We start from the raw sequence: 22,207 nt of genomic DNA on the forward strand, positions 1-22,207 counted from the left end.
CTATTTGATGTCGATCATATTGCTATTTCTTCTCTATCAATTGCACCTAAGTTAATATCTGGTTCTGGTTGTTTTTCTAGCTTTAGTGCTATTTCAGCTATTGTGGGAGACTCAAACAAACTTGCTAGAGATAATTTGATATAAAAAATATTTCGTAATCGGGACAAAACCTGAACAGCTATTAGGGAATCTCCTCCCAATTCAAAAAAGTTGTCATTGATTCCCACTTGCTTGATACCCAAGAATTCTTGCCAGATATCGGCAATTTTTTGCTCAAGTTCATCGCGGGGAGCTATATATGAATTTGGCAAATCGGGTCTTGAGTGGAGTGCAGATAAGTTTTCTGGCTGAAAATTATCCGACTTTCTTTGTAATGAAAGCTGTGATTTTTGGTCAGTCTCTTTTTGTCCAAACTTTGTGCTAAACGCGACTGGTATAGAAGCTTGAGCCATAATAATCTTATGCTCAAATGCTTCAGTTTCTGGAAAAGCAGCAACTTGGATAAAATCTTGAGCGCGTAATGCTTCAAACCACTCATTTTTGATAATAAAAGGCTGACCTGGGCTGCGTCTATTATCATCTAAAAGTTTCAACAGCAGACCCCAAGTGATATCAAAGTCTATTTTCGGCTGAGTAATTTCCCACACTAATAGGAAACCGCCAGGAGCTAATAAAGAGCGTACATGGTGGAGTGTTTGATCTATGTTCCGAGTTGCGTGCAACACATTAGAGGCGATGATGATATCAAAGCTACACTTTTCAAATCCTTGCTCAGTTGGAGACTTGTCTATATCTAGTAATCGATATTCAACAAATGGATAGTCCTTAAATTTCTGTTGGGCTTTAGTCAGGAAGCCGCTACCAATATCAGTAAAAGTATAGTTGGTTTGTTTTGAAGGCAACACAGGTAGTAATGCTTGCGTAGACATACCAGTACCCGCGCCGATTTCCAGAACTCTCAGGTGAACCGATGATGACAATGACTTGACCACTTGTTCCAGGCTTGAGCGCAAGATAGAGTTGTAGTAATTTAGTAATGCCAATTCTGAATTTGAACCGTTGTTTTCTTCTTGATAAATCAGTTCATTGAAAAACTCTAAGGGTTCTTGTTCACCAACAACAACGGCAGCTAAATTTTCACCACAACGCTGTACTAAATCTACTGTTAGAGATTTAGCAGCCATTCTTACTCTGACTTCTTTTAAAAGTTCATGAATCAAATCTTGTGAACATGGCACTAATCCAGTAAATAACCCCTCCTGTTGCTGTAGTTGTCCTTGCTCCATTAATATTTGCAACCATCTACACACTAATTGTTGATAACGAGGAGTTATATGGCATTGCGTTAACAAATTCTCTAAAGAATACTTTTCTTCGGCATTCTTAAAAGCCCCTAATTGCTTGAATGCAAAGTTGATGTAGGCTGTACATAAACGATCCAACCACTGTCTGTTCTCTTGATATGTTAACTCGTTGAGTTCTCCATCTCTAACACTTGCTTGATTCTGGCCTGCTTCTATGAGCGATGTCCACAATTGTGATGTTGTGGGTAAGGTTTGCAACTGCCCCCAAGCTGTTTTTTGTGGGGGGTCAATCCAATAACGTTGGCGCTCAAAGGGATAAGTTGGTAAGGGAAGACGATAATATTCCTCCTGACTATAGAATCCAAACCAATCTATATTGACTCCAGCCAGCCAGAGTTGACCTAATGTATTGAATAAAACACGAGTATCGGATTGCTTTTCTTGAGGATGACGTACCGAAGTCAACACCGTTTGTGCGGCTGCTTTCTCTGGATGCCTTTTAGCTAATGTAGTCAGTGTGTGTCCTGGCCCTACCTCTAGTAAGATTTGCTCTGGTGTTGCCAATAATTTCTCGACACCTTGGGCAAAAAGCACTGTGGAACGCAGATGTTGAGCGTAATAGTCAGGATTTGTGGCTTGTGTAACTGTAATCCATGTACCAGTCAGGTTGGAAATATAAGGAAGTTTTGGGGGATTTAAGGTAACTTGTTTTACTCGCTCTGCAAATGCGTTTAAGATTGGTTCCATCATTTGCGAATGGAAAGCATGAGAAGTATGCAGACGGCGACATTCAATCCCTTGAGTAGCTAGCTGATTTTGTAGTGCCTCTATTGCTGCTATAGAACCGGAAACCACGCACTGCAAGTGTTGATTAATCGCTGCAATAGAAAGTTCCGATCCTAATAGGGATTTTACTTTCTCTGCGGGCAGGGGAACAGAAAGCATTGCCCCACTAGGAAGTTGCTGCATTATCTGTCCGCGTGTTGCTACCAGAGATAAGGCATCTTCTAGAGAAAAAACACCTGCTAGAGTTGCTGCTACATACTCGCCAATACTATGACCGATCGCAGCTTGTGGCTCCACTCCCCATGACTGCCATAATTTAGCTAGGGCGTATTCAATTACAAAAATAGCGCTTTGAGCGATGGCTGTTTGTTGAAGTTGCTGCGATGCCTCATCAATCTTTTCGTCACTGGGGTAAAGAATATGACGTAAATCTTGCCCTAGCAAGGGTTTAAGAACTTCTGAGCAATAATCAACTTGTTCTTTAAATACTGTCTCAGTTTCGTAAATTTCCCACGCCATATTGACATACTGAGAACCTTGACCAGGAAACATAAAGACAACAGACCGTTCTGTAATCTCTGTATAATTGGTAAAAACTTGTTGAGCTGCTAAACTACTGAGATTTTTGACAGCATCTTCTAAGTCTTGACAAATTAACATCCGTCGATGATTAAAACCCCGGCGACCACTATTGAGGGTATAAGCTACATCGCCTAAATTGAGTTCTGGATGCTCTTTTAAATGTGTGATTAAATTATTTGTCGCCTTCTCCAGTGCAGTTGCAGTCTTAGCAGAAAGTACCAAAAGTTGATAATTTCTCCCCTGCTCCCCTGCCCCCCTGCTCCCCTGCTCTAACAAAGGAGTTTCTTCCAAAATCACATGAGCATTCGTCCCCCCCATACCAAAGGAGCTAACCCCAGCACGGCGAGGGGTGTCATTTGTTTTCCATTCAGTCAGGGTTGTATTGACGTAAAAAGGACTGTTAGCAAAATCAATTTTGGGATTAGGTGTCTCGAAATGCAAACTAGGAGGCAGCATTTGATGTTCCAGTGCTAATGCAGTCTTAATCAAACCTGTGACACCTGCTGCTGTATCCAAATGTCCAAAGTTGGTTTTTACTGAACCAATAGCGCAGAAGCCTTTTTTATCAGTACTTTGACTAAAAGCTTGAGTTAACGCTGCAATTTCAATCGGATCTCCTAAAGGTGTAGCTGTACCATGAGCTTCAATATAGGAAATTGTTTCGGCATCTACACCAGCTATAGCTTGAGCCTCGCTAATGACTGCTGCTTGACCACTGACACTGGGAGCAGTGTAGCCAACTTTCATTGCACCATCATTATTGATCGCCGAGCCTTTAATAATTGCATGGATGTGGTCGCGATCGCTTATTGCATCCTTTAATCTTTTCAATACCACAATACCTGCACCGCTACTGGCAACAGTTCCTTGTGCTTGAGCATCAAAAACACGGCAGTGTCCATCAGGAGAAAGAATCATTTCCTCTTGATACAAGTAACCTCTTTTTTGGGGAATGCTGATAGAAACTCCACCAGCTAAAGCCATATCACATTCACCATTTAATAGACTTTGACAAGCTAAATGAACAGCAACTAAAGAAGTGGAACAGGCAGTTTGCACATTCACTGCTGGTCCTGTCAAGTTGAGTTTATAAGCAACTCGTGACGGCAAAAAATCTTTATCGTTGGAAATTCCCAATTGGAGAAGGTTAAATGTCTCTAATAATTGATGATGAGGATAGAGATTATTGAGCAAATAACTATTTATCCCTACACCACCATAAACCCCGATTAAACCGTTGTAAGTTTGTGGGTCATAACCAGCTTTTTCTACAGCTTCCCAAGCTAATTCTAAGAATAGGCGTTGTTGTGGATCTATTAACTCAGCTTCTTTCGCACTATAAGTAAAGAAATCTGCATCAAACAATTCAATTTCTGATAAAGCAGCACTAGCTTTCACATAATTAGAATTACTCAGCAAATCTGGAGAAACACCAGATTTTATCAATTCTTCATCTGTCAGCCAGGAGATAGATTCTACACCATCACGTAGGTTATGCCAAAAAGATTCAATATCTTTTGCTCCTGGAAACCGCCCGGCAGTAGCAATTATTGCTATCTCAGAATTGTTTAAATCATTATTGTTATTCACTGAATCTACTTTCATTTTTTACCTTTTTTTCTGAGAACGATGCTGTTGTCTAAGCTGTAATTGTTGGTTTCTTAAAGATTTACTATCACCATGAGGTTGAATACGAGAACTCTTTTCTATAAACGTATCTTCTTGATTTAATTTAGTATTTAAGTATTGGCTTAAAGTATGTATAGTTGAGTAATTAAACATATCAACTATTGACAATTGTAAACCAAATCTTTCTTGCAATTGCTGATTAATTTGTATTAGTAGTAACGAATGACCTCCTAGTTCAAAGAAATTATTGTAAATTCCTACCTTTTCTAGATCCAGTGCTTTTTGCCAAATGCCAGCAATGGTTTTTTCTACTTCTGTATTTGGTATTACATAATCTGATAGTTCCTGATGTAAATCTGGGTCAGGTAGAGCGCGACGGTCTACTTTGCCGTTAGGTGTCAGGGGTAAGGACTCCAGTATCACAAAAGCGGCTGGCACCATATACCCAGGCAGTTTATTGGAAAGGAACTGTCGTAGTTCGCTGGTTATGGGTGTACTTCGACTCCGCTCAGTACAAGTCGCCTGTGAATGCGGTACTACGTAGGCGACTAAGCGTTTATTACCTGGAATTTCTTCACGGGCGATGACACAACATGTCTGTATATCACCATTTTGGCTCAGTATTGCTTCAACCTCGCCTAACTCAATGCGGAAACCGCGTATTTTTACTTGATTATCAATTCTTCTTAAGTATTCGATGTTGCCGTTTGGTAAGTAACGCGCCAAATCTCCAGTTTTATATAATTTACTCTTTCCTATCTCCTCAAACGGATTGGAGATGAATTTCTCTTGTGTCAACTCTGGGCGGTTGAGGTAGCCTCTGGCTAACCCCACACCACCGATGTGTAACTCTCCAGGCACACCAATCGGCACTGGTTGTAAATTTTCGTCTAAAATGTAGACTTGTGTATTGGCGATCGCTCTACCAATAGTTATTTTCTCGTCATCATTGAATTTTGCGTTGCCTGTGGCTAGAGTAGCTATCGTGGCACAGACAGTAGCTTCTGTTGGCCCGTAAGCGTTGAAGAAGTTTCTGCCAGCAGACCATTGCTTGATTAATTCAGCAGAACAGGCTTCTCCGGCTACAATTATTGTTTGCAGTGCCGGAAGTTCCGACTCAGGCATAACTGCTAACGCCGATGGTGGTAGCGTGATATGCGTAATAGAATAATCACGTAATAGCTTAATTAACGGCTTTCCTGGCAATAGAGAGTCTTTTGTTCCCAGGTAAAGTGTTGCACCTGACCCCAAAGCCATCACGACTTCCCAGATAGAAGCATCAAAACTGAAAGAGGCAAATTGAAGAATGTGACTATCCCAAGTCAAGCCAAAAGTTTGAATCTGAGCTTGAGCTAAGTTGCATAATCCCTTATGCTCAACCATCACGCCTTTAGGTCTGCCTGTTGAACCGGAAGTATAAATTACATTAGCTAGATGAAAAGCTCTGGCTCCACTGACAGGATTACCTTGATTGTTTTGGGTAATTTGTGACCATACCTCATCTAAGCAGACAAGTTTCGCCCCAGAATTAGGCAATCTATCAATGAGTCGCTGCTGAGTTAACAGTAACGAAACTTGAGCATCTTCTAGCATGAAGCTCAAACGCTCAGTTGGGTAATCGGGGTCAAGCGGTACATACGCTCCACCCGCCTTGAGAATCCCTAATAGGGATACCACCATTTCTACCGAACGTTCTATACAAATGCCAACCAACACATCTGGTTTTACACCCAGAGTTTGCAGGTAATGCGCCAATTGATTCGCACGACAATTTAATTCCCGATACGTCAAATGCTCCTGCTCAAATACCACCGCTACTGCTTCAGGGATGCGCTCAACAAAGCTCTCAAACAACTGATGGATACACTTATCTTGGGGATAGTCTGCTTGAGTATTGTTCCATTCAACTAATAACTGCTGTTGCTCATATTCTGTAAGCATTGGCAATTGGGAAATTTGTTGCTGTGGATTAGCCACAATACTTTCAAGCAAGGTTACAAAATGACCAGTCATTTGCTCAATGGTGCTGCCATCAAACAAATCAGTGTTATATTCCCACCACCCTACCAGTCCAGTAGTAGTGTTCTCTATTAATAAACCCAAATCAAACTTAGCAGTTGTCCCTTGTACTACTAATGGACTGACAGTCAACCCAGCAAGCTCTACTTGCTGCATGGGTGCATTCTGGAGGGAAAACGCCACTTGGAACAGTGGTGTGTGGCTAAGATCCCGTTCTGGCTGCAATACTTCCACCAGCATTTCAAAAGGCAAGTCCTGATGAGAGTATGCATCCATTGCCATTTCTCGAACGCGACCAAGTAATTCGCTAAAGCTAGGATTGCCTGCCAAGTTGGTACGCATCACTAAAGTGTTGACAAAAAAGCCAATTAACCCTTCAATTTCACTGCGATCGCGATTTGCGATCGGTGCCCCTACCAAAATATCTGCTTGTCCTGTGTAGCGATAAAGTAGAGTATCATAAGCTGCCAACAGCGTCATAAAGAGGGTACAACCTTGCTCTTGGCTTAGTTTTACTAATTTATCGGTTAACTCAACTGACAGTGCAAACTCCTGATGTGCGCCAGCGAAAGTCTGCACAGCAGGTCTTGGTCGGTCTGTGGGAAGTGACAATAAAGCTGGTGCATCTTTTAGTTGCTGTTGCCAGTAACTCAGTTGGCTTTGGAGTACATTTCCTTGCAACCAGTTTCTCTGCCAAATTGCAAAATCTGCGTATTGAATCGGCAGTGGTGCTAAGGGTGAGAGCTGATTTTGACAATAAGCATCGTACAGTGCTGCTAGTTCTTGGATAAATACATCCATTGACCAGCCATCAGAGACAATATGGTGCATACATACTAACAATATGTATTCTGTCTCATTAAGCACTACTAATATTGCTCTGATTAATGCTTCACTTGCCAAGTTAAAAGGTTGAATAGCTTGTTGTTGAGCTAATTGCTGTGCGGCTATTTCTTGTTCGCTTGTGGATAAATGCTTCCAGTCAACAACTGAGACTGTCCAATTCGTTTGTGTATGAATGATTTGAGAAGGTTTTCCATCAACGACGACGAAATTGGTGCGTAACGCTTCGTGGCGATGAATAATTTCTTGTAAGCTTTGTTCTAAGGCAACTTGATTGAGAGTTCCGACTAGATGTAAAGTTACGGGTATGTTGTAGAAGGCACTGTTCGGCTTTAACTGGTCTAAAAACCACAAACGCTGTTGAGCATAAGACAGTGGTAATTGTGCATCCTTTTCCCTTGGTAGGATGGGTGGGGAAGTTAGTTCTAAGTCCTGTTGCTGTAACTGCCCAATGGATTGCGCCAATTCGGCTACTGTCGCTTTTGCAAACAACTCACGTAATGTTAGTTCTACTTTAAAGCTGGTGCGAATGCGTGAAAGTAGTTGGGTTGCTAGTAGTGAATGTCCCCCAAGTTCAAAAAAGTTATCATGAATGCCCACTTGCTCTAATTTCAGCACTTGCGCCCAAATTTGTGCCAGCATTTCTTCAATTGGGGTGCGTGGGGCAACAAATTTTTCTAGCAGTGTGCTGTCTAACTCCGGTTTTGGCAATGCGCGGCGGTCTACTTTGCCGTTAGATGTCAGGGGTAAGGAGTCCAGCAGTACAAAGGCTGATGGCACCATGTATTCGGGTAGCTTCTTTTGCAGGAAGCAGCGAACTTCACTGAGTAATAAACTCGAACTGCTCCAGGTCGGTTTTACAGAATTACTGACTAAACTGCTACCAGACTCCTGTCGTTGGTACTGGTTTATGGATGGTCGTCTGGCATAGATATTGTAGAGTCCACTATTTTCTAATACAGCATCCTGCTCTATAGTTAGGTCGTATCCATGTTCTCTTAGCAGGTCTGCAATTTCCTCCAACCTACCGTTAATGTTATGAACCTCTACAACTATCTGCTGAATCTTTTGCCAATCTTTTTGTTGGATACCAGAAAGCACATCCCGCTCACTTTTCTCCACGTCGATTTTTAGCAAATCGATCTTCTCAACGCCATGCTCATAAATTACATCAGAAATCGTTCTTAAGTGGCAGATGAATTGCTGACTCTGCAATTTTTCTGCTAGCAGTTCATCAATTGCCTGACTAGATACTCCTGTGTCATTTTCTCCAATATTTTGTTGTTTGAACAAAAAGGATTTAAGTACCTCTCGCTCTTGATCGGTATCTGCAAAGCGCCCGGAAATGACGGAAACTTGAGGATAATATGTAAAAATGTCACTCTTTGTCTCGCTGGAAAGACCAATATTAAATAGCTTTACATTTAAGCCATAGCCCTCAGTATTTAGGCGTAACAGATCAAAAACAGGTGGAATTGGCTCAAATGCGTAAATAGAAACATCTTTACATCTTTGACCTGCGAATAGTGCGAACAGGCCAATATTGGCACCCACATCAAAGATACAATCTCCTTCATTGATGGTAATACCATGTTTTAAATAAGCCTGTTCCTCCCAAAGTTCTTTGTAGACGAATTCTGTTTCGTTTTTATTCAAATGGGCAATCACCATGCCATTTGGCAACTCATAGAGTAACTCTTCATTCAGCAGACCTTTGTTTTTAAAACGAAGTAGTTGTAGAACTGGGAAGGCATACTCTTGATCGGGGACAATATAAGCTACCAGACGCTTATTGCCAGGATCGTCTTCACGGACGATGACTACAGTTTCTCCCACAGCCTGGTGTTGTGTTAGCGCGGCCTCAATTTCTCCCAACTCTATGCGGAAGCCCCGCAGCTTAACTTGATTGTCGATACGCCCCAGGTACTCAATATTACCGTCACTTAAGTAGCGTGCAAGATCGCCAGTTTTGTAAAGCCGTGAATGCAGATCATCGCTAAATGGATTATGAATAAATTTCTCGTTGGTTAAGTCGGGGCGATTGAGGTAGCCTCGTGCTAACCCCGCACCACCGATGTGCAATTCTCCTGGTACACCAATCGGCACTGGTTGTAAGTGAGAATCTAAAATATAAATTTGTGTATTGGCGATCGCACGACCAATAGGCACTGTCCTAAGATTAGTATCTGGTTTGCATTGCCAATAAGTGACATCAATTGCCGCTTCTGTTGGCCCATAGAGATTGTGCAATTCACAGCCTAACCGAGCGAAAAAGCGTTCCTGGAGTTCTAAAGGCAGAGCTTCGCCACTACAGATAACTCGTTTTAAGCTACTACAATTTTTTACACTTTCTTCTTCTACGAAAGCCCGAAGCATAGAAGGTACAAAATGCAGTGTAGTCACCTGCTGTTCCTGGATTAGGTTGGCCAAGTAAGCACTATCTTTATGTCCACCTGGTTTAGCCAAAACTGAACGCGCTCCAGCGATTAATGGCCAGAAGAACTCCCAAACTGAAACGTCGAAGCTAAAAGGAGTTTTCTGTAAAATGCAATCTACTAATGTTAATTGATAAGCTTGTTGCATCCACAGCAGGCGATTGTAAATCCCCAAATGAGTGTTCATTGCTCCTTTGGGCTTTCCAGTCGAACCGGAAGTGTAAATTACATAAGCCAAGTTACTGTCTTGCACACCAGTAATTGGATTATCCTGACTTGACACAGAAATAGATTGCCAGTCAGTATCTAAACATACAATTTGCGCTTGATGCTCAGGCAGCTTTTCAATAAGTTGTTGTTGTGTTAGCAGCACTCTCAATTGAGCATCTTCAAGCATAAAGCTCAAACGCTCTTGGGGATAGTCTGGGTCAAGTGGTACATAAGCACCACCCGCTTTAAGAATCCCCAACAGTCCGACAATCATTTCCAATGAGCGTTCTATATAAATCCCCACTAGCACATCTGCTTGTACGCCCAATGAGCGCAAGTAATGAGCTAACTGATTAGCTTTGACATTCAATTGGTGGTAAGTCAGTTGTTGATTTTCAAACACCACTGCTACAGCATCCGGTGTACACTCCACATGTTCCTCAAATAACTGATGGATACACTTATCTAGTGGATAATCAGCTTGAGTAGAGTTCCACTCAACAAGTAACTGCTGCTGCTCAACTGCTGTCAGCAGTGGGAATTGCGAAATTCGCTCATTGGGGTTAGCAATAATACCTGCGAGCAATGTCACAAAATGACCCGTCATTCGCTCAATGGTACTAGAATCAAATAAATCAGTGTTATACTCCCACAGCCCCACCAGTCCAGCAGCAGTGTTCTGCATTGATAAAGTCAAATCAAACCTGGAAGTTGTACCTTCTACTACCAGTGGACTAACGGTTAACCCAGTCAACTCCAATTGAGACATGGGAGCATTTTGGAGGACAAAGGCCACCTGAAACAGTGGTGTATGGCTTAGATCCCGTTCTGGCTGTAATGCTTCTACTAACATTTCAAAAGGCAAATCCTGATGAGAGTATGCATCCATTGCCATTTCCCGAACACGACCCAGTAACTCACAGAAACTAGGATTGCCTGATAAGTTGGTACGCATGACTAAGGTATTGACAAAAAAGCCAATTAGTCCTTCTATTTCACTGTGATCGCGATTTGCGATCGGTGAACCAACCAAAATGTCTGCCACACCTGTGTAGCGGTAAAGTAGAGTATCATAAGCTGCCAACAGCGTCATGAACAAGGTAGCTCCTTGCTCTTGACTTAACTGTATTAACCCACGAGTTAGCTCCCTGGAAAGTGCAAACTGTTGATATGCCCCTACAAAACTCTGCACAGCAGGTCTTGGTCGGTCTGTGGGAAGCACTAATAAACCTGGTGCATCTGCCAGTTGTTCTTGCCAGTAACTCAATTGCCTTTGCAGTACATCCCCTTGCAACCACTGTCTTTGCCAAATTGCAAAATCTGCATACTGAATCGGTAATGGTGGTAAGGGTAAGGTTTGACCTTGAGAATAAGCATTGTACAGTGCTGCTAACTCCTGAACAAATACACCCATTGACCAGCCATCACTGACAACATGATGCATACACACTAACAAGACGTGTTCTGTCTTATTAAGCACTACTAATGTCGCCCTAATTAATGCTCCAGTTGCTAGGTCAAAAGATTGAATAAGTTGTTTTTGCGCTAATTGCTGTGTGGCAATTTCTTGTTCAGTTGTGGATAAATGCTGATACTCAACAACTGAGAACGTCCAATTTGTTTGTGTTTGAATGATTTGAGAAGGTTTTCCATCAACTGTGATGAAGTTGGTGCGTAACGCTTCATGGCGATGAATAATTTCTCGCAAGCTTTGTTCTAAGGCTGCAACCTTGAGAGTTCCTTGAAGATGCAAAGCTGTAGGTATGTTGTAGATGGCGCTGTTCGGCTCGAACTGGTCTAAAAACCACAAACGCTGTTGACCATAAGACAGTGGTAATTCTGCATCCCTTGCTCTTGGTAAGATGGGTAGGGAGGTTTTTTCTAAGCTTTGTTGCTGCAATTGCCCCATCTCTTGTGCCAATTCGGCTAGTGTTGCTGCGGCAAACAGACTACGCAATGGTAGTTCTACTTTCAAGCTGGTGCGAATGCGTGAAACCAGTTGCGTTGCTAGTAGCGAATGTCCCCCAAGTTCAAAAAAGTTATCGTAAATGCTTACTTGCTCTACTTTCAGCACTTGTGCCCAAATTTGTGCCAGCATTTCTTCAATTGGGGTGCGTGGGGCGACAAATTTTTCTAGCAGTGTGCTGTCTAACTCCGGTTTTGGCAGTGCGCGGCGGTCTATTTTGCCGTTAGATGTCAGGGGTAAGGATTCCAGCATCACAAAAGTGTTTGGCACCATATAGCTGGGGAGTTGGTTGGCTAGGAACTGACGTAGTTCTGCGGCTGTAGAAGATTGTTTCAGCTTCGGTACTACGTAAGCTACTAAACGTTTGTCGTCAAGTTCATCCTCTCGTATCACCACCACGCTTTCCCAAACAGCTGGGTGTTGCGCTAGTAGTGCCTCAATTTCTCCCAACTCAATGCGGAAGCCGCGAATTTTGACTTGGTTATCGATGCGCCCTAAATACTCTAAATCGCCATTGGGCAAATACCGCGCCAAGTCTCCTGTTTTATATAATTTTGAATTGTCAAAAGGACTAGATATAAACCTCTGTGCTGTCAATTTGGGACGAGCGAGATAGCCACGCGCTACCCCAGCACCGCCAACGTACATCTCGCCAGGAACCCCAATTGGCATCGGCTGTAAATATTCATCTAGCACATACACCTGTAAGTCAGGAATCGGACGACCAATTACACTTGCCGTGCCATTCAAATCAGCTTTGCTCAATGGACGATAAGTTACGTGTACAGTTGTTTCTGTAATCCCGTACATATTCACTAACTGTGGCAATTGGTCGCCGTGGCGTTCAAACCAAGGCTGTAAACTTTTGAGTTCTAGGGCTTCTCCACCGAAAATTACCAAGCGTAAGTTCAAATTGCCAGTAGTTGCTATTGACTGTTCGGCTTGAATCAACTGGCGGAAAGCTGAGGGTGTTTGATTGAGAATTGTGACTTTCTCTTGACATAACAATTCATAGAAAGACTCAGGCGATCGTGTCACTAAATAAGGCACTACTACCAGTCGTCCACCATACAGTAAAGCTCCCCAAATTTCCCATACGGAAAAGTCGAATGCATAAGAGTGGAACAGTGTCCAGACATCATCTTGATTGAAGTGATACCAAGAATTTGTCGCTGCAAACAGACGAACTACATTTGAATGGTTGACTAAAACGCCTTTGGGCTTACCTGTGGAACCAGAAGTGTAGATGACGTATGCTAGGTTATCGGGTGTGGGGGTGTAAGAAGGGTTTGACTCGCACTCTTGAGAAATTTTTTCCCAGTCGCTGTCTAAGCAGACGACACGCGCCTGATGTTTGGGAATAGACTCTACTAATTGCTGTTGGGTCAGCAGCACCGAAACTTGAGCATCTTCTAACATGAAGCTTAAACGCTCAGTCGGATAATCGGGGTCAAGTGGCACATAAGCTCCACCCGCTTTGAGAATACCTAATATTCCCACGATTGTTTCTAGCGATCGCTCCACACACAACCCAACCAGCACATCTGCTCCCACGTCCAAAGACTGCAAATAATGCGCCAACTGGTTAGCGCGACAGTTCAACTGGTGGTAAGTCAGTTGTTGATTTTCAAATACAATTGCTACTGCATCTGGGGTTCGCTCAACCTGTTCTTCAAACAATTGATGGATACACTTATCCTGGCGATACTCCACTTGTGTGTTGTTCCACTCAACCAATAACTGGTGTTGCTCAACTTCTGTAAGCATTGGCAATTGCGAAATCTTTTGTTGTGGATTAGCCACAATTGCTTCCAGCAAGGTCACAAAATGCCCCAGCATCCGCTCGATAGTGCTGGCATCAAAAAGGTCAGTGTTGTACTTAAAAATCCCAGATAAAGAAGAATTTGCTTCTGCGATCGTCAGATTTAGATCGAACTGACCCTCCATCTGAGGCATTTCAAAAGGTTTAAGTTTAATCCCTTCTTTATCTACTTCACCTCCTAACCAAAGTTGTTGCGTATGCTCAAACTGTCCCAAGTTCTGGAAAAGGAAGTTGAATACAGCCCCGAAGATAGGAGAACGGCTCGGATCGCGCTGTGGCTGCAATCTTTCTACCAGTAGAGCAAAGGGAAAATCCTGATGCGCTAATGCTTCTGATACTGTTTGGCAAACTTGAGTCAGAAACTCCTGAAAACTGGGATTTCCTGAAAGATTCGCCCGCATAACCACTGGATCGACAAAATAGCCAACTAGTGGCACAAATTCCGGTTGAGTTCTGCCTGATGTAGGCGCACCAACCAGAATATCCTCTTGCCCCGTGTAACGATACAAGAGAACCTGAAATGCAGCTAGCAGAACTATGTATTGGGTCACGCCTTCTGCTTGAGCTAGCTTTTTCAGTTGTTCTGTGAGCTTTTGGGATATTTTGAAATTATAAGAAGCACCGTTATAGGTTTGTATGGCTGGTCTTGGTCTATCTGTTGGCAAGTTAAGTACAGGCAACTCCCCTGCGAGTTTTTGCTGCCAGTAGTTCCACAGTTTTTCTCCTTGAGTACTGGTTAATAATTCTCTTTGCCAACGAACGTAATCTATATAAGAGTGCTTTAGAGGAGTTAGAGATGGCTGAACACCTAGCTCTAGTGCAAGATAGACCGTTATTAACTCTTCTATTAGTAATAGTACAGACCAAGCATCAACAGCAATATGGTGTATGGTCACTAACAAGATATGTTCCTGCTGTGAGCAACTGAACAAACGCACCCGCATTATCGAATCATTTTCGATATTGAAGGGTTGTTGGTATTCCTGAAAAACTCTTTGCTCAAGCTCCTGCTCTCTCCAGATAGAGGCATTTATCTGCTGAAAATCTGTGAACTGAGTTTGATGGATCTGTTGAACAATATTATTATCTTGCTTAAAAAACTTGCTACGTAATTGGGAATGACGGTCAAGAATAATTTTGAGACTTTTTTGTAAATTTTTAATATTTATAGGTGAACAGATACGACAAGTAAAAGCTACATTATAGCCTGCGCTTTTAGGTGCTAATTGCCATAGAAACCACAGGGATTTTTGACCGTAGGAAAGAGGATAAATATTTAAAATATCGGGGCAATCGCGCAGTAACTGTAAAATTTCAGTTTTGTGCTGTTTGAGTTGAGCAATTACATCAGGAGTTAATAAATTTTCAGAACCATCTATTAGCAATTTTTCTCCATCATGCCCCAACTCGATTCCTTTAAAAGAAATGTCTTGTAAAAATTCTAATAAATTCATAATTCTATTTTAATCCTATTACTATTTTTGATATTTACTAGTTGAAATGGCTCATTAGTTTCCTCCTGAATTTCTTTGTCTGATTGCTCATCAGAATCTAAGCCAAGTTCTTCCAATAGATAATCAGTTAGCAAATCTACAGTAGGATACTTAAAAACTAAATTTAGCGGTACAGAGCATTTTAAACTCTTTTGCAGGTGATTTTTCAAATCTAAAGAAGTTAGTGAATCCATCCCTAACTCGAAAAAGTTTTTTTGTATATCAATGGATTCTGATAGATGCCAACCGAGGACTTTAGCCACTACTGAAAAAATATGATCCTGTAAAAGTTTTCGACGTTTGGTAATATTTGTTGTCTTGATTTGTTCAACCATGTCAGATTGCATAACCACAGTTTTTACTGAGGTTTGTAAAAAGTTGGCGAACAACGGCGAAACTGAATTTGATTTTTCTAAAAACTGCACCCAATTTACATGCATAAGTGCAACTTGAGTAGAGGATTGACACAGTAATTGCTCTAGAGCAACTAATCCCTGTTCTGGAGAAAACGTTCCAATACCCCGTGTTTTTGTTTGCTCATCAAGTTGACGCTCTGCGAAGGCTCCTACTTGTGACCAAGCTCCCCAGTTAATGCTCAAACCTACTAGTCCTTGAGCCTGGCGATGATGGGCTAAAGCATCAAGAAAAGCATTGGCTGCCGCATGGTTAGATTGACCTGCATTACCAAGTAAAGAAGCTATAGAAGAAAACATCACAAAAAAGTCTAAAGGCTGGTTCTGAGTTAAAGTATGCAGATGCCAAGCTCCTTCTACTTTTGGAGCCAAAACTTTTGCAAAGCGTTGCCAGTTTTGTTGTTGTAGAACGCCATCATCCAAAACACCAACAGAATGAATAATTCCGCGCAGTGGTGGCATTCGCTCAATTTTTGAGAGTACTTTTGTAATTTGTTCGACATCAGACACATTGGCCTGAATAACATTTACTTGAGCGCCAGCCTGCTCTAACTCTTGAAGTTGCTCATGAACAGCGACACTTGCACTACTACGCCCAACTAATACCAAATGCCTTGCTCCCCGTTGAACCATCCAACGAGCTACCAATAAACCCAAACCACCCATACCGCCAGTTATCAGGTAGGTACTATCTTCACAAAACCTTAGAGGTTTGGGCGCTGCCGTTTCTAGATAATCTTTAGGCTTCTGATAGCGAGCTAACCTAGCGACATAACGCAGTTGGTCTGTAAAGGCAACTTGGTCTTCTGTAGTCGGTAACCAAATTTCCTCAAATAAAGCTTGTACAACTTTTGCATCTGCCTTTGGAGCTAAATCTACTCGCACACAGTTGAGTTCTGGATGTTCGGTAGCAATCGCCCTTGCCATTCCCCACAAGCTTGATTGCGCTACTCCCTCTAGGTTGGCGATGGCGTTCCGCCCAGCGTAGCTGATCGCTACTGCTCCCTGAGTTACTAACCAGAGGCGAGGATGATCAGATAAATTAGTCCCTGTCAATGCCTGGACTAAATGCAAGGTGCTACCGCATCCTAGTAAAGATGCCGCAGTTAAATCGGTTGCGGTGAGTTCTGCTGCTTTAACTGTATCTAAATTCCAGCAATGAACTACACCATATAAACTCAAGGGTTTGCTATTGATGGCCTGTAATAGCTTTTGATAATGTTCTGGGTTGCTTGGGTTAATTTTAAATTGTTGCTGGTCTAATTGTTCATATTCCTCACCAACAAATACCAAGGTACAAAGTTGTGAGTGAGTATCTAGCTTGTCAGCTAACTGTTGCGCTATGCCTTGCCGATCTGCGAATAACAGCCAATGTTTTTGCTCAACTTGTACCAACTCATTTGCTGATGGTGGTACTTGTGCTAGCATTACCATTGCTTTTGATAAAACGCTTTGAGTCTGTTGAGTAGATGATATATTAACTGTGCTTATAAACCCAGTTTCTCGCAATACTTCTTGCCATTGGGTAGCACTAATTAAGGGATAGTCTGGGCGCAAGTGCAAATCACTAAATCGCCACCATCCTGGAGTTAACCCAAATATTAAGTCAAGCCAACGCTGACGCTGAGTTGTTTCTAATAAAATTAATATGCCCTGTTGTGCTAATAATTGCTTGGTGTGTTTGAGGGTTTGTTGTAAATGTTGGGTGGCGTGCAAGACATTGGCAGCCACAATTACATCATATTGCTGCTTTTCAAATCCTTGGCTAAAGGGGTCTTTTTCAATGTCTAATACTTGATATTTTATAAATGGGAAATCCTGGAATTTCTCTTGGGCTTTTTGAGTAAAAGAGATCCCAATATCGCTGAAGTGGTATTCGGTTTGCTCACAGGACAAATGTGGTAGCAGGTAAGAGGTTGTTCCACCAGTTCCTGCGCCAATTTCCAATATTCTCAATCCCCGTCCAGTTGGTAAATGCTCGACAAGTGAAATTATGGCTTGTTGAGCTAAGATATTCATCACTTTTGTCAGTGGCGAATTCTCATATAACTGGGCTGTAGTTGAGTCGTTTTCGGGGAAAAGCAATTGCAATGGATCGCATTTGCCCTGTAGTACTTGGGCTAATGATGGGCCGCAACGTCCTAGAAGAGTGAATTCAGCAATTGCTATTGGATATTGAGTTAACAGGGCATTTAATTTAGCTTGCGGATCGCTGTCTTTTGGCTCGCGGATAACTTGCCATTCCAAAGCTTTTGCTTCTAATACCCCTACTTCTGCTAACATCTCTAGTAGTCGCTTGAATAACCGTTGATGTTGGCTGACTACTCCTAACTGGTTAGCGATCGCACCTGTTGTGAAGCGCTGCCCTAGTTGCAATTTCCACCCCATTGCTGTCAGGGCTTGCAGCACATAGTTAATACTGAGTGATTCTAACTGACTAACTGCTGCTTCATAAACTTTTAGCTGTGGTTCAGCCATCAATTGAGAATATTGTGGCTGAAGTTTACGGCTAATTTCTGCAAGTGCTGGCAGGTAATTTGGAGACAGTTGCTCATTGCTAAAGCGCACTTGAGGTTGCCACTCTACTTCATACAGCCAATTTTCTACAGAATTTTCTTTGAAGTCTAACTGGAGACTTTGCAACAAAGTGTTGGGAGTTGCTTTTTTAGCCTCAAAACCTTTGATGTCTGCAATCAACTGCCCGTTAGCGTCAAATAGCCTGATATTTGCTATAAGGTTGTCCGAATCGGAGTTCTCAGACTGCGTAGGCGTAGCCCGTCGGAGACATCGTACTGCATGACACCATAACTGCTGACTTTGGGGACGTTGGTAAAATTGGAAACTCTCAATTGCGAAAGGTACAAATGTGTCTTCGCTAGGGAAGAAAAAGCTGGTCAGTTGCAAGCAGGAATCTAGAAGACCTGGATATAATTGATACTTCTCTAAATCATCTACTAGATCAAGCCATTTGAGCTTGGCTAGGGCTTCTCCTTCTCCACACCAGACACAATCAAGCCACTGGAAGCTTGCACCAAATTGAATCTGCCGCTTTTGCCAACTTTGGGAAATTTCCGCAGCAGCTATTTGTTGAGTACAGCGCGTCTGTATCTGTTGGAGAAAGACAGTTTCTGGCGTAATGTTAACGCCTTGTGAGATTTTCCCTGTGGCATGGACTAACCACTGACTTACCTGAGTACTCCCATTCGGAACTGTATCAAAGCTGATGAGTTGGAAAGATGCACTACTTTCCTCAAAAGACAGCACTAGCTGCACTGTGCGTGCTTTATCTTCCGGGATAACCAATGCCTGGGGGAAAACTACATTTTCTAACAGACATGACTCACTGGCGAAAGTCAATCCTGCTGCACCCAATAGCAAGGAGAGATAACAGGCTCCAGGCACAACAATTTGGTTATAAACTTGATGATCTACTAAAAACGGTAGGGTTTGGCTACTGAATTCAGACTCAAACAAGATTTCTTTGCTTAAGGGCAACTGGAGCTTTTTGTCTAATAATGGGTGCAGTTTTGTCGAGTTTTGTTGGTGTTGAGGTTTACGGGGTGTATTCTCAATCCAATAGCGCTGTCGTTGAAACGGATAAGTGGGTAATGTAACTTTCTTGCGGAAATAGTCGCGGTCAAACCCTGACCAATCTACTGCCATTCCACCTACATATAACTCACCCAAACTTGAAAGCAACTGTTGCCATTCTGGTACTCCCGGACGCAGAGAAGGCAACCACAAACCCACACTTTCAGGCAAACACTCACGACCCATACCCAACAAAATTGGCTTAGACCCAACCTCTAAAAAGACTCCATGCCCAAGTTGATGTAATGTCTGCATACTATCAGCAAACCTCACTGTTTGCCGGATGTGATTCACCCAGTATTGTGCATTGGTGATATTCTCATCAGCAAGTTGTCCGTTGATATTAGAGACTAATGGTATCTGGGGTTGGTTGTAAGTTATTTGACTAGCTACTTGCTCAAACTCCTTTAACATGGGTGTCATCAATGGAGAATGGAAAGCATGGGAGACTTGTAACCGCTTCGTTTTTACCCCCTGTGTTGACAGTTGCTGACAAATAGCAGCAATGTCTTCACTGGCTCCCGAAATCACTACACTTTCGGGCCCGTTGATAGCTGCTAATGCCACTGTGTCATGAAATGGCGCTATAACTTCCCGCACTCTTGACTCTGAAGCCATCAGTGAAACCATCTCGCCTCCAGAAGGCAGTTGCTGCATTAACTGCCCCCGATAGACGATGAGTTTAAGTCCATCTTCTAGGCTGAAAACGCCTGCGACAGTTGCCGCAACATATTCGCCTACACTATGACCCATCACCACATTTGGTTCAATGCCCCAAGATTTCCAAAGTTGATACAGGGCATATTCAAAAGCAAACAATGCTGGTTGGGTATAGGCGGTTTGATCCAACAAAGATGATTGCTCAAGAGCCTGGGTAGGATAAAGTACTTCTAACAAAGAATGCTTCAAATAAGGGCGGAGAATTTCATCGCACTGCTCGATAGTTTGGCGGAAGATGGGTTGGCTATCGTAGAGTTGGCGACCCATATTGATGTATTGGGAGCCTTGACCAGTGAATAGAAAGGCTATCTTTGCTGGCTTTTTGCCGGGTCGATCGCTAATTAAGCCGATGGTATCTTTCCCAGATGCGAAAGCAGTGAGTCGATCGACCAACTGCTCTCTAGAGTCGGCCACAATAGCAAGGCGGTAGTCAAAATGCGAGCGCCCAGTGTTGGCAGTGTAACAAATATCTGCTAGCGATATCTTCAAATCAGATTTTAAATAAATTTGATATTTTTTTGCTAGTTCTTCTAGAGCCTTATCAGTTTTCGCCGAAAGTGTCATCAAGTGGCTTGGACGCTCAATTCTCGTCACCACTATTTCTTCTGGCACTGACGACTCTTCTAGGATTACATGGGCATTAACACCCCCAAAACCAAAGGAACTTACCCCTGCTCGTCTAGGAATAATTTTTCCTTCTTTTGTCTTTAAATGTTGCCAGTCTTTTGTTTCTTTTACTATATAAAAGGGACTACCATCTAACTTTATTCGAGGATTTAATTGCTGAAAGTTGTTAATTCTTGGCAATTTTTTATATTTCATTGCCAATAATACTTTTATGATCCCGGCAATACCTGCTGCTGATTCTAAATGTCCAATATTTGTTTTTACTGAACCTAATCCACAATAGCTTTCTGCGGTTTGTTCAATACCATAGTGCTGATACAGTTGTGTATATGCTCGTTTTAAAGCATTAATTTCAATTGGATCGCCTAACGGCGTACCTGTTCCATGAGCTTCTATATAAGATATTGTATCAGGTGTAATATTTGCCTTTATACATCCAGACCTTACAACTTGTGATTGAGAATAAGCATTGGGAGAGGTTAAAGTACGAGCATGACCACCATGATTTATGGCGCTCCCTTTAACTATTCCATAAATATAATTTTTATCCTCAACTGCTTTTCCCAAAGGTTTTAATAAAATGACACCTGCCCCTTCACCTCGCACATAACCGTCTGCTTGAGCATCAAAGGTTTTGCATTTACCTTCAGGTGATAACATACCCAACTTACTAAAAGAGATATAACTAGTCGGTGTACACAATACACTGACACCACCAACTAATGCCATCTCACATTCATTTTGATTGAGTGCATTCACGGCTTGATGAATGCCTACAAGTGAGCTAGAACAAGCAGTATCTATAGGAATACTCGGCCCATGAAAGTTGAAAAAGTAGGAAATTCGATTCGGAATAATAGAAGTATATGTACCTGTAGAATTATATCCTTCAATAACTTCGCCCTTATCTTGTAATTCTTTATAATCAAAATTACAAACACCAATAAAAACACCAACGTTATTTCCTGATAATTCTAATGGTGAATATCCAGCATCTTCTAAGCATGACCAACTCAGTTCTAGCATGATCCTTTGTTGAGGATCTATTCGCCGAGCTTCTCTCTCTGATATTTGAAAAAATTTAGCATCAAATTTATCTACATCTTCGATAAATCCTCCCCATTTGCTAGTGCTTGTATTGGGAAGTTCGATATTTGAAGAATAAAATTTATCAAGATTCCATCGCTCTTGAGGTATCTCCGTTACACTATTAACTCCTTTCTCTAAATTTTCCCAAAACTCATTATAATTATTTGCTCCTGGAAATCTACACCCTATACCAATAATGGCGATCGCCTCTGACTGAATGTTAATAATTTCTGCTTCATCGTTCATAATTAAACTCACTAAAAACTAACTCTAATTTTTTAACTTTATTAGTTTATAAATCTTCCTAAATATTCTATTTATTTAAATCAATATTACCTTACTGAACCTTTGATAAAAATGAGTTGGCTTATATAACAAGGCTTAAGCTTTTCTATAATGAGTAAATTTTTAATTTATTTGAGAAGCAATCTTACAGATTCGGTCTTGCTACATTTGCATAAATAGCCTTGATCCTGGCTTTAATTCCATATCCCATTAGACTATTTCCTACAACCGTTATTAGACCAAACATATTTATACCTCCTACGATACCAAACGGAGTTCCCAGCGCTGTAAGTGTGGCTGCGATCGCAGTACAACTAACTCCTGATATTACTAATGATTTTACTCTTTTTTGATACAGACTAATTTATTGTTGAAAAAAACTTGTTTTCTTTA

The 22,207-nt window shown here is 41.9% G+C and carries 3 protein-coding genes; all 3 read right to left on the bottom strand.

Annotation, left to right across the window (positions count from 1 at the left end):
* Positions 1 to 14 precede the first annotated feature (14 nt).
* The 3 genes from LC608_RS20005 to LC608_RS20015 are packed head-to-tail and all read right to left on the bottom strand — an operon-like array spanning position 15 to position 21,775.
* Complete coding sequence (locus LC608_RS20005) at positions 15 to 4,277, bottom strand: type I polyketide synthase (RefSeq protein WP_229555177.1); 4,263 nt, start codon at positions 4,275 to 4,277, stop codon at positions 15 to 17.
* Positions 4,278 to 4,280: 3 nt separating this feature from the next.
* Entirely contained in the window at positions 4,281 to 15,050 is a 10,770-nt protein-coding gene (locus LC608_RS20010) for a non-ribosomal peptide synthetase (protein ID WP_229555178.1), read from the bottom strand.
* Positions 15,047 to 21,775: a type I polyketide synthase gene (locus LC608_RS20015; protein WP_229555179.1), complete on the bottom strand. Its 6,729-nt coding sequence runs from the start codon at positions 21,773 to 21,775 to the stop codon at positions 15,047 to 15,049. Before LC608_RS20015 ends, LC608_RS20010 begins: the two co-directional genes overlap by 4 nt.
* Positions 21,776 to 22,207 lie beyond the last annotated feature (432 nt).

The sequence above is a fragment of the Nostoc sp. XA010 genome, assembly GCF_020829625.1.
GTDB lineage: Bacteria > Cyanobacteriota > Cyanobacteriia > Cyanobacteriales > Nostocaceae > Nostoc.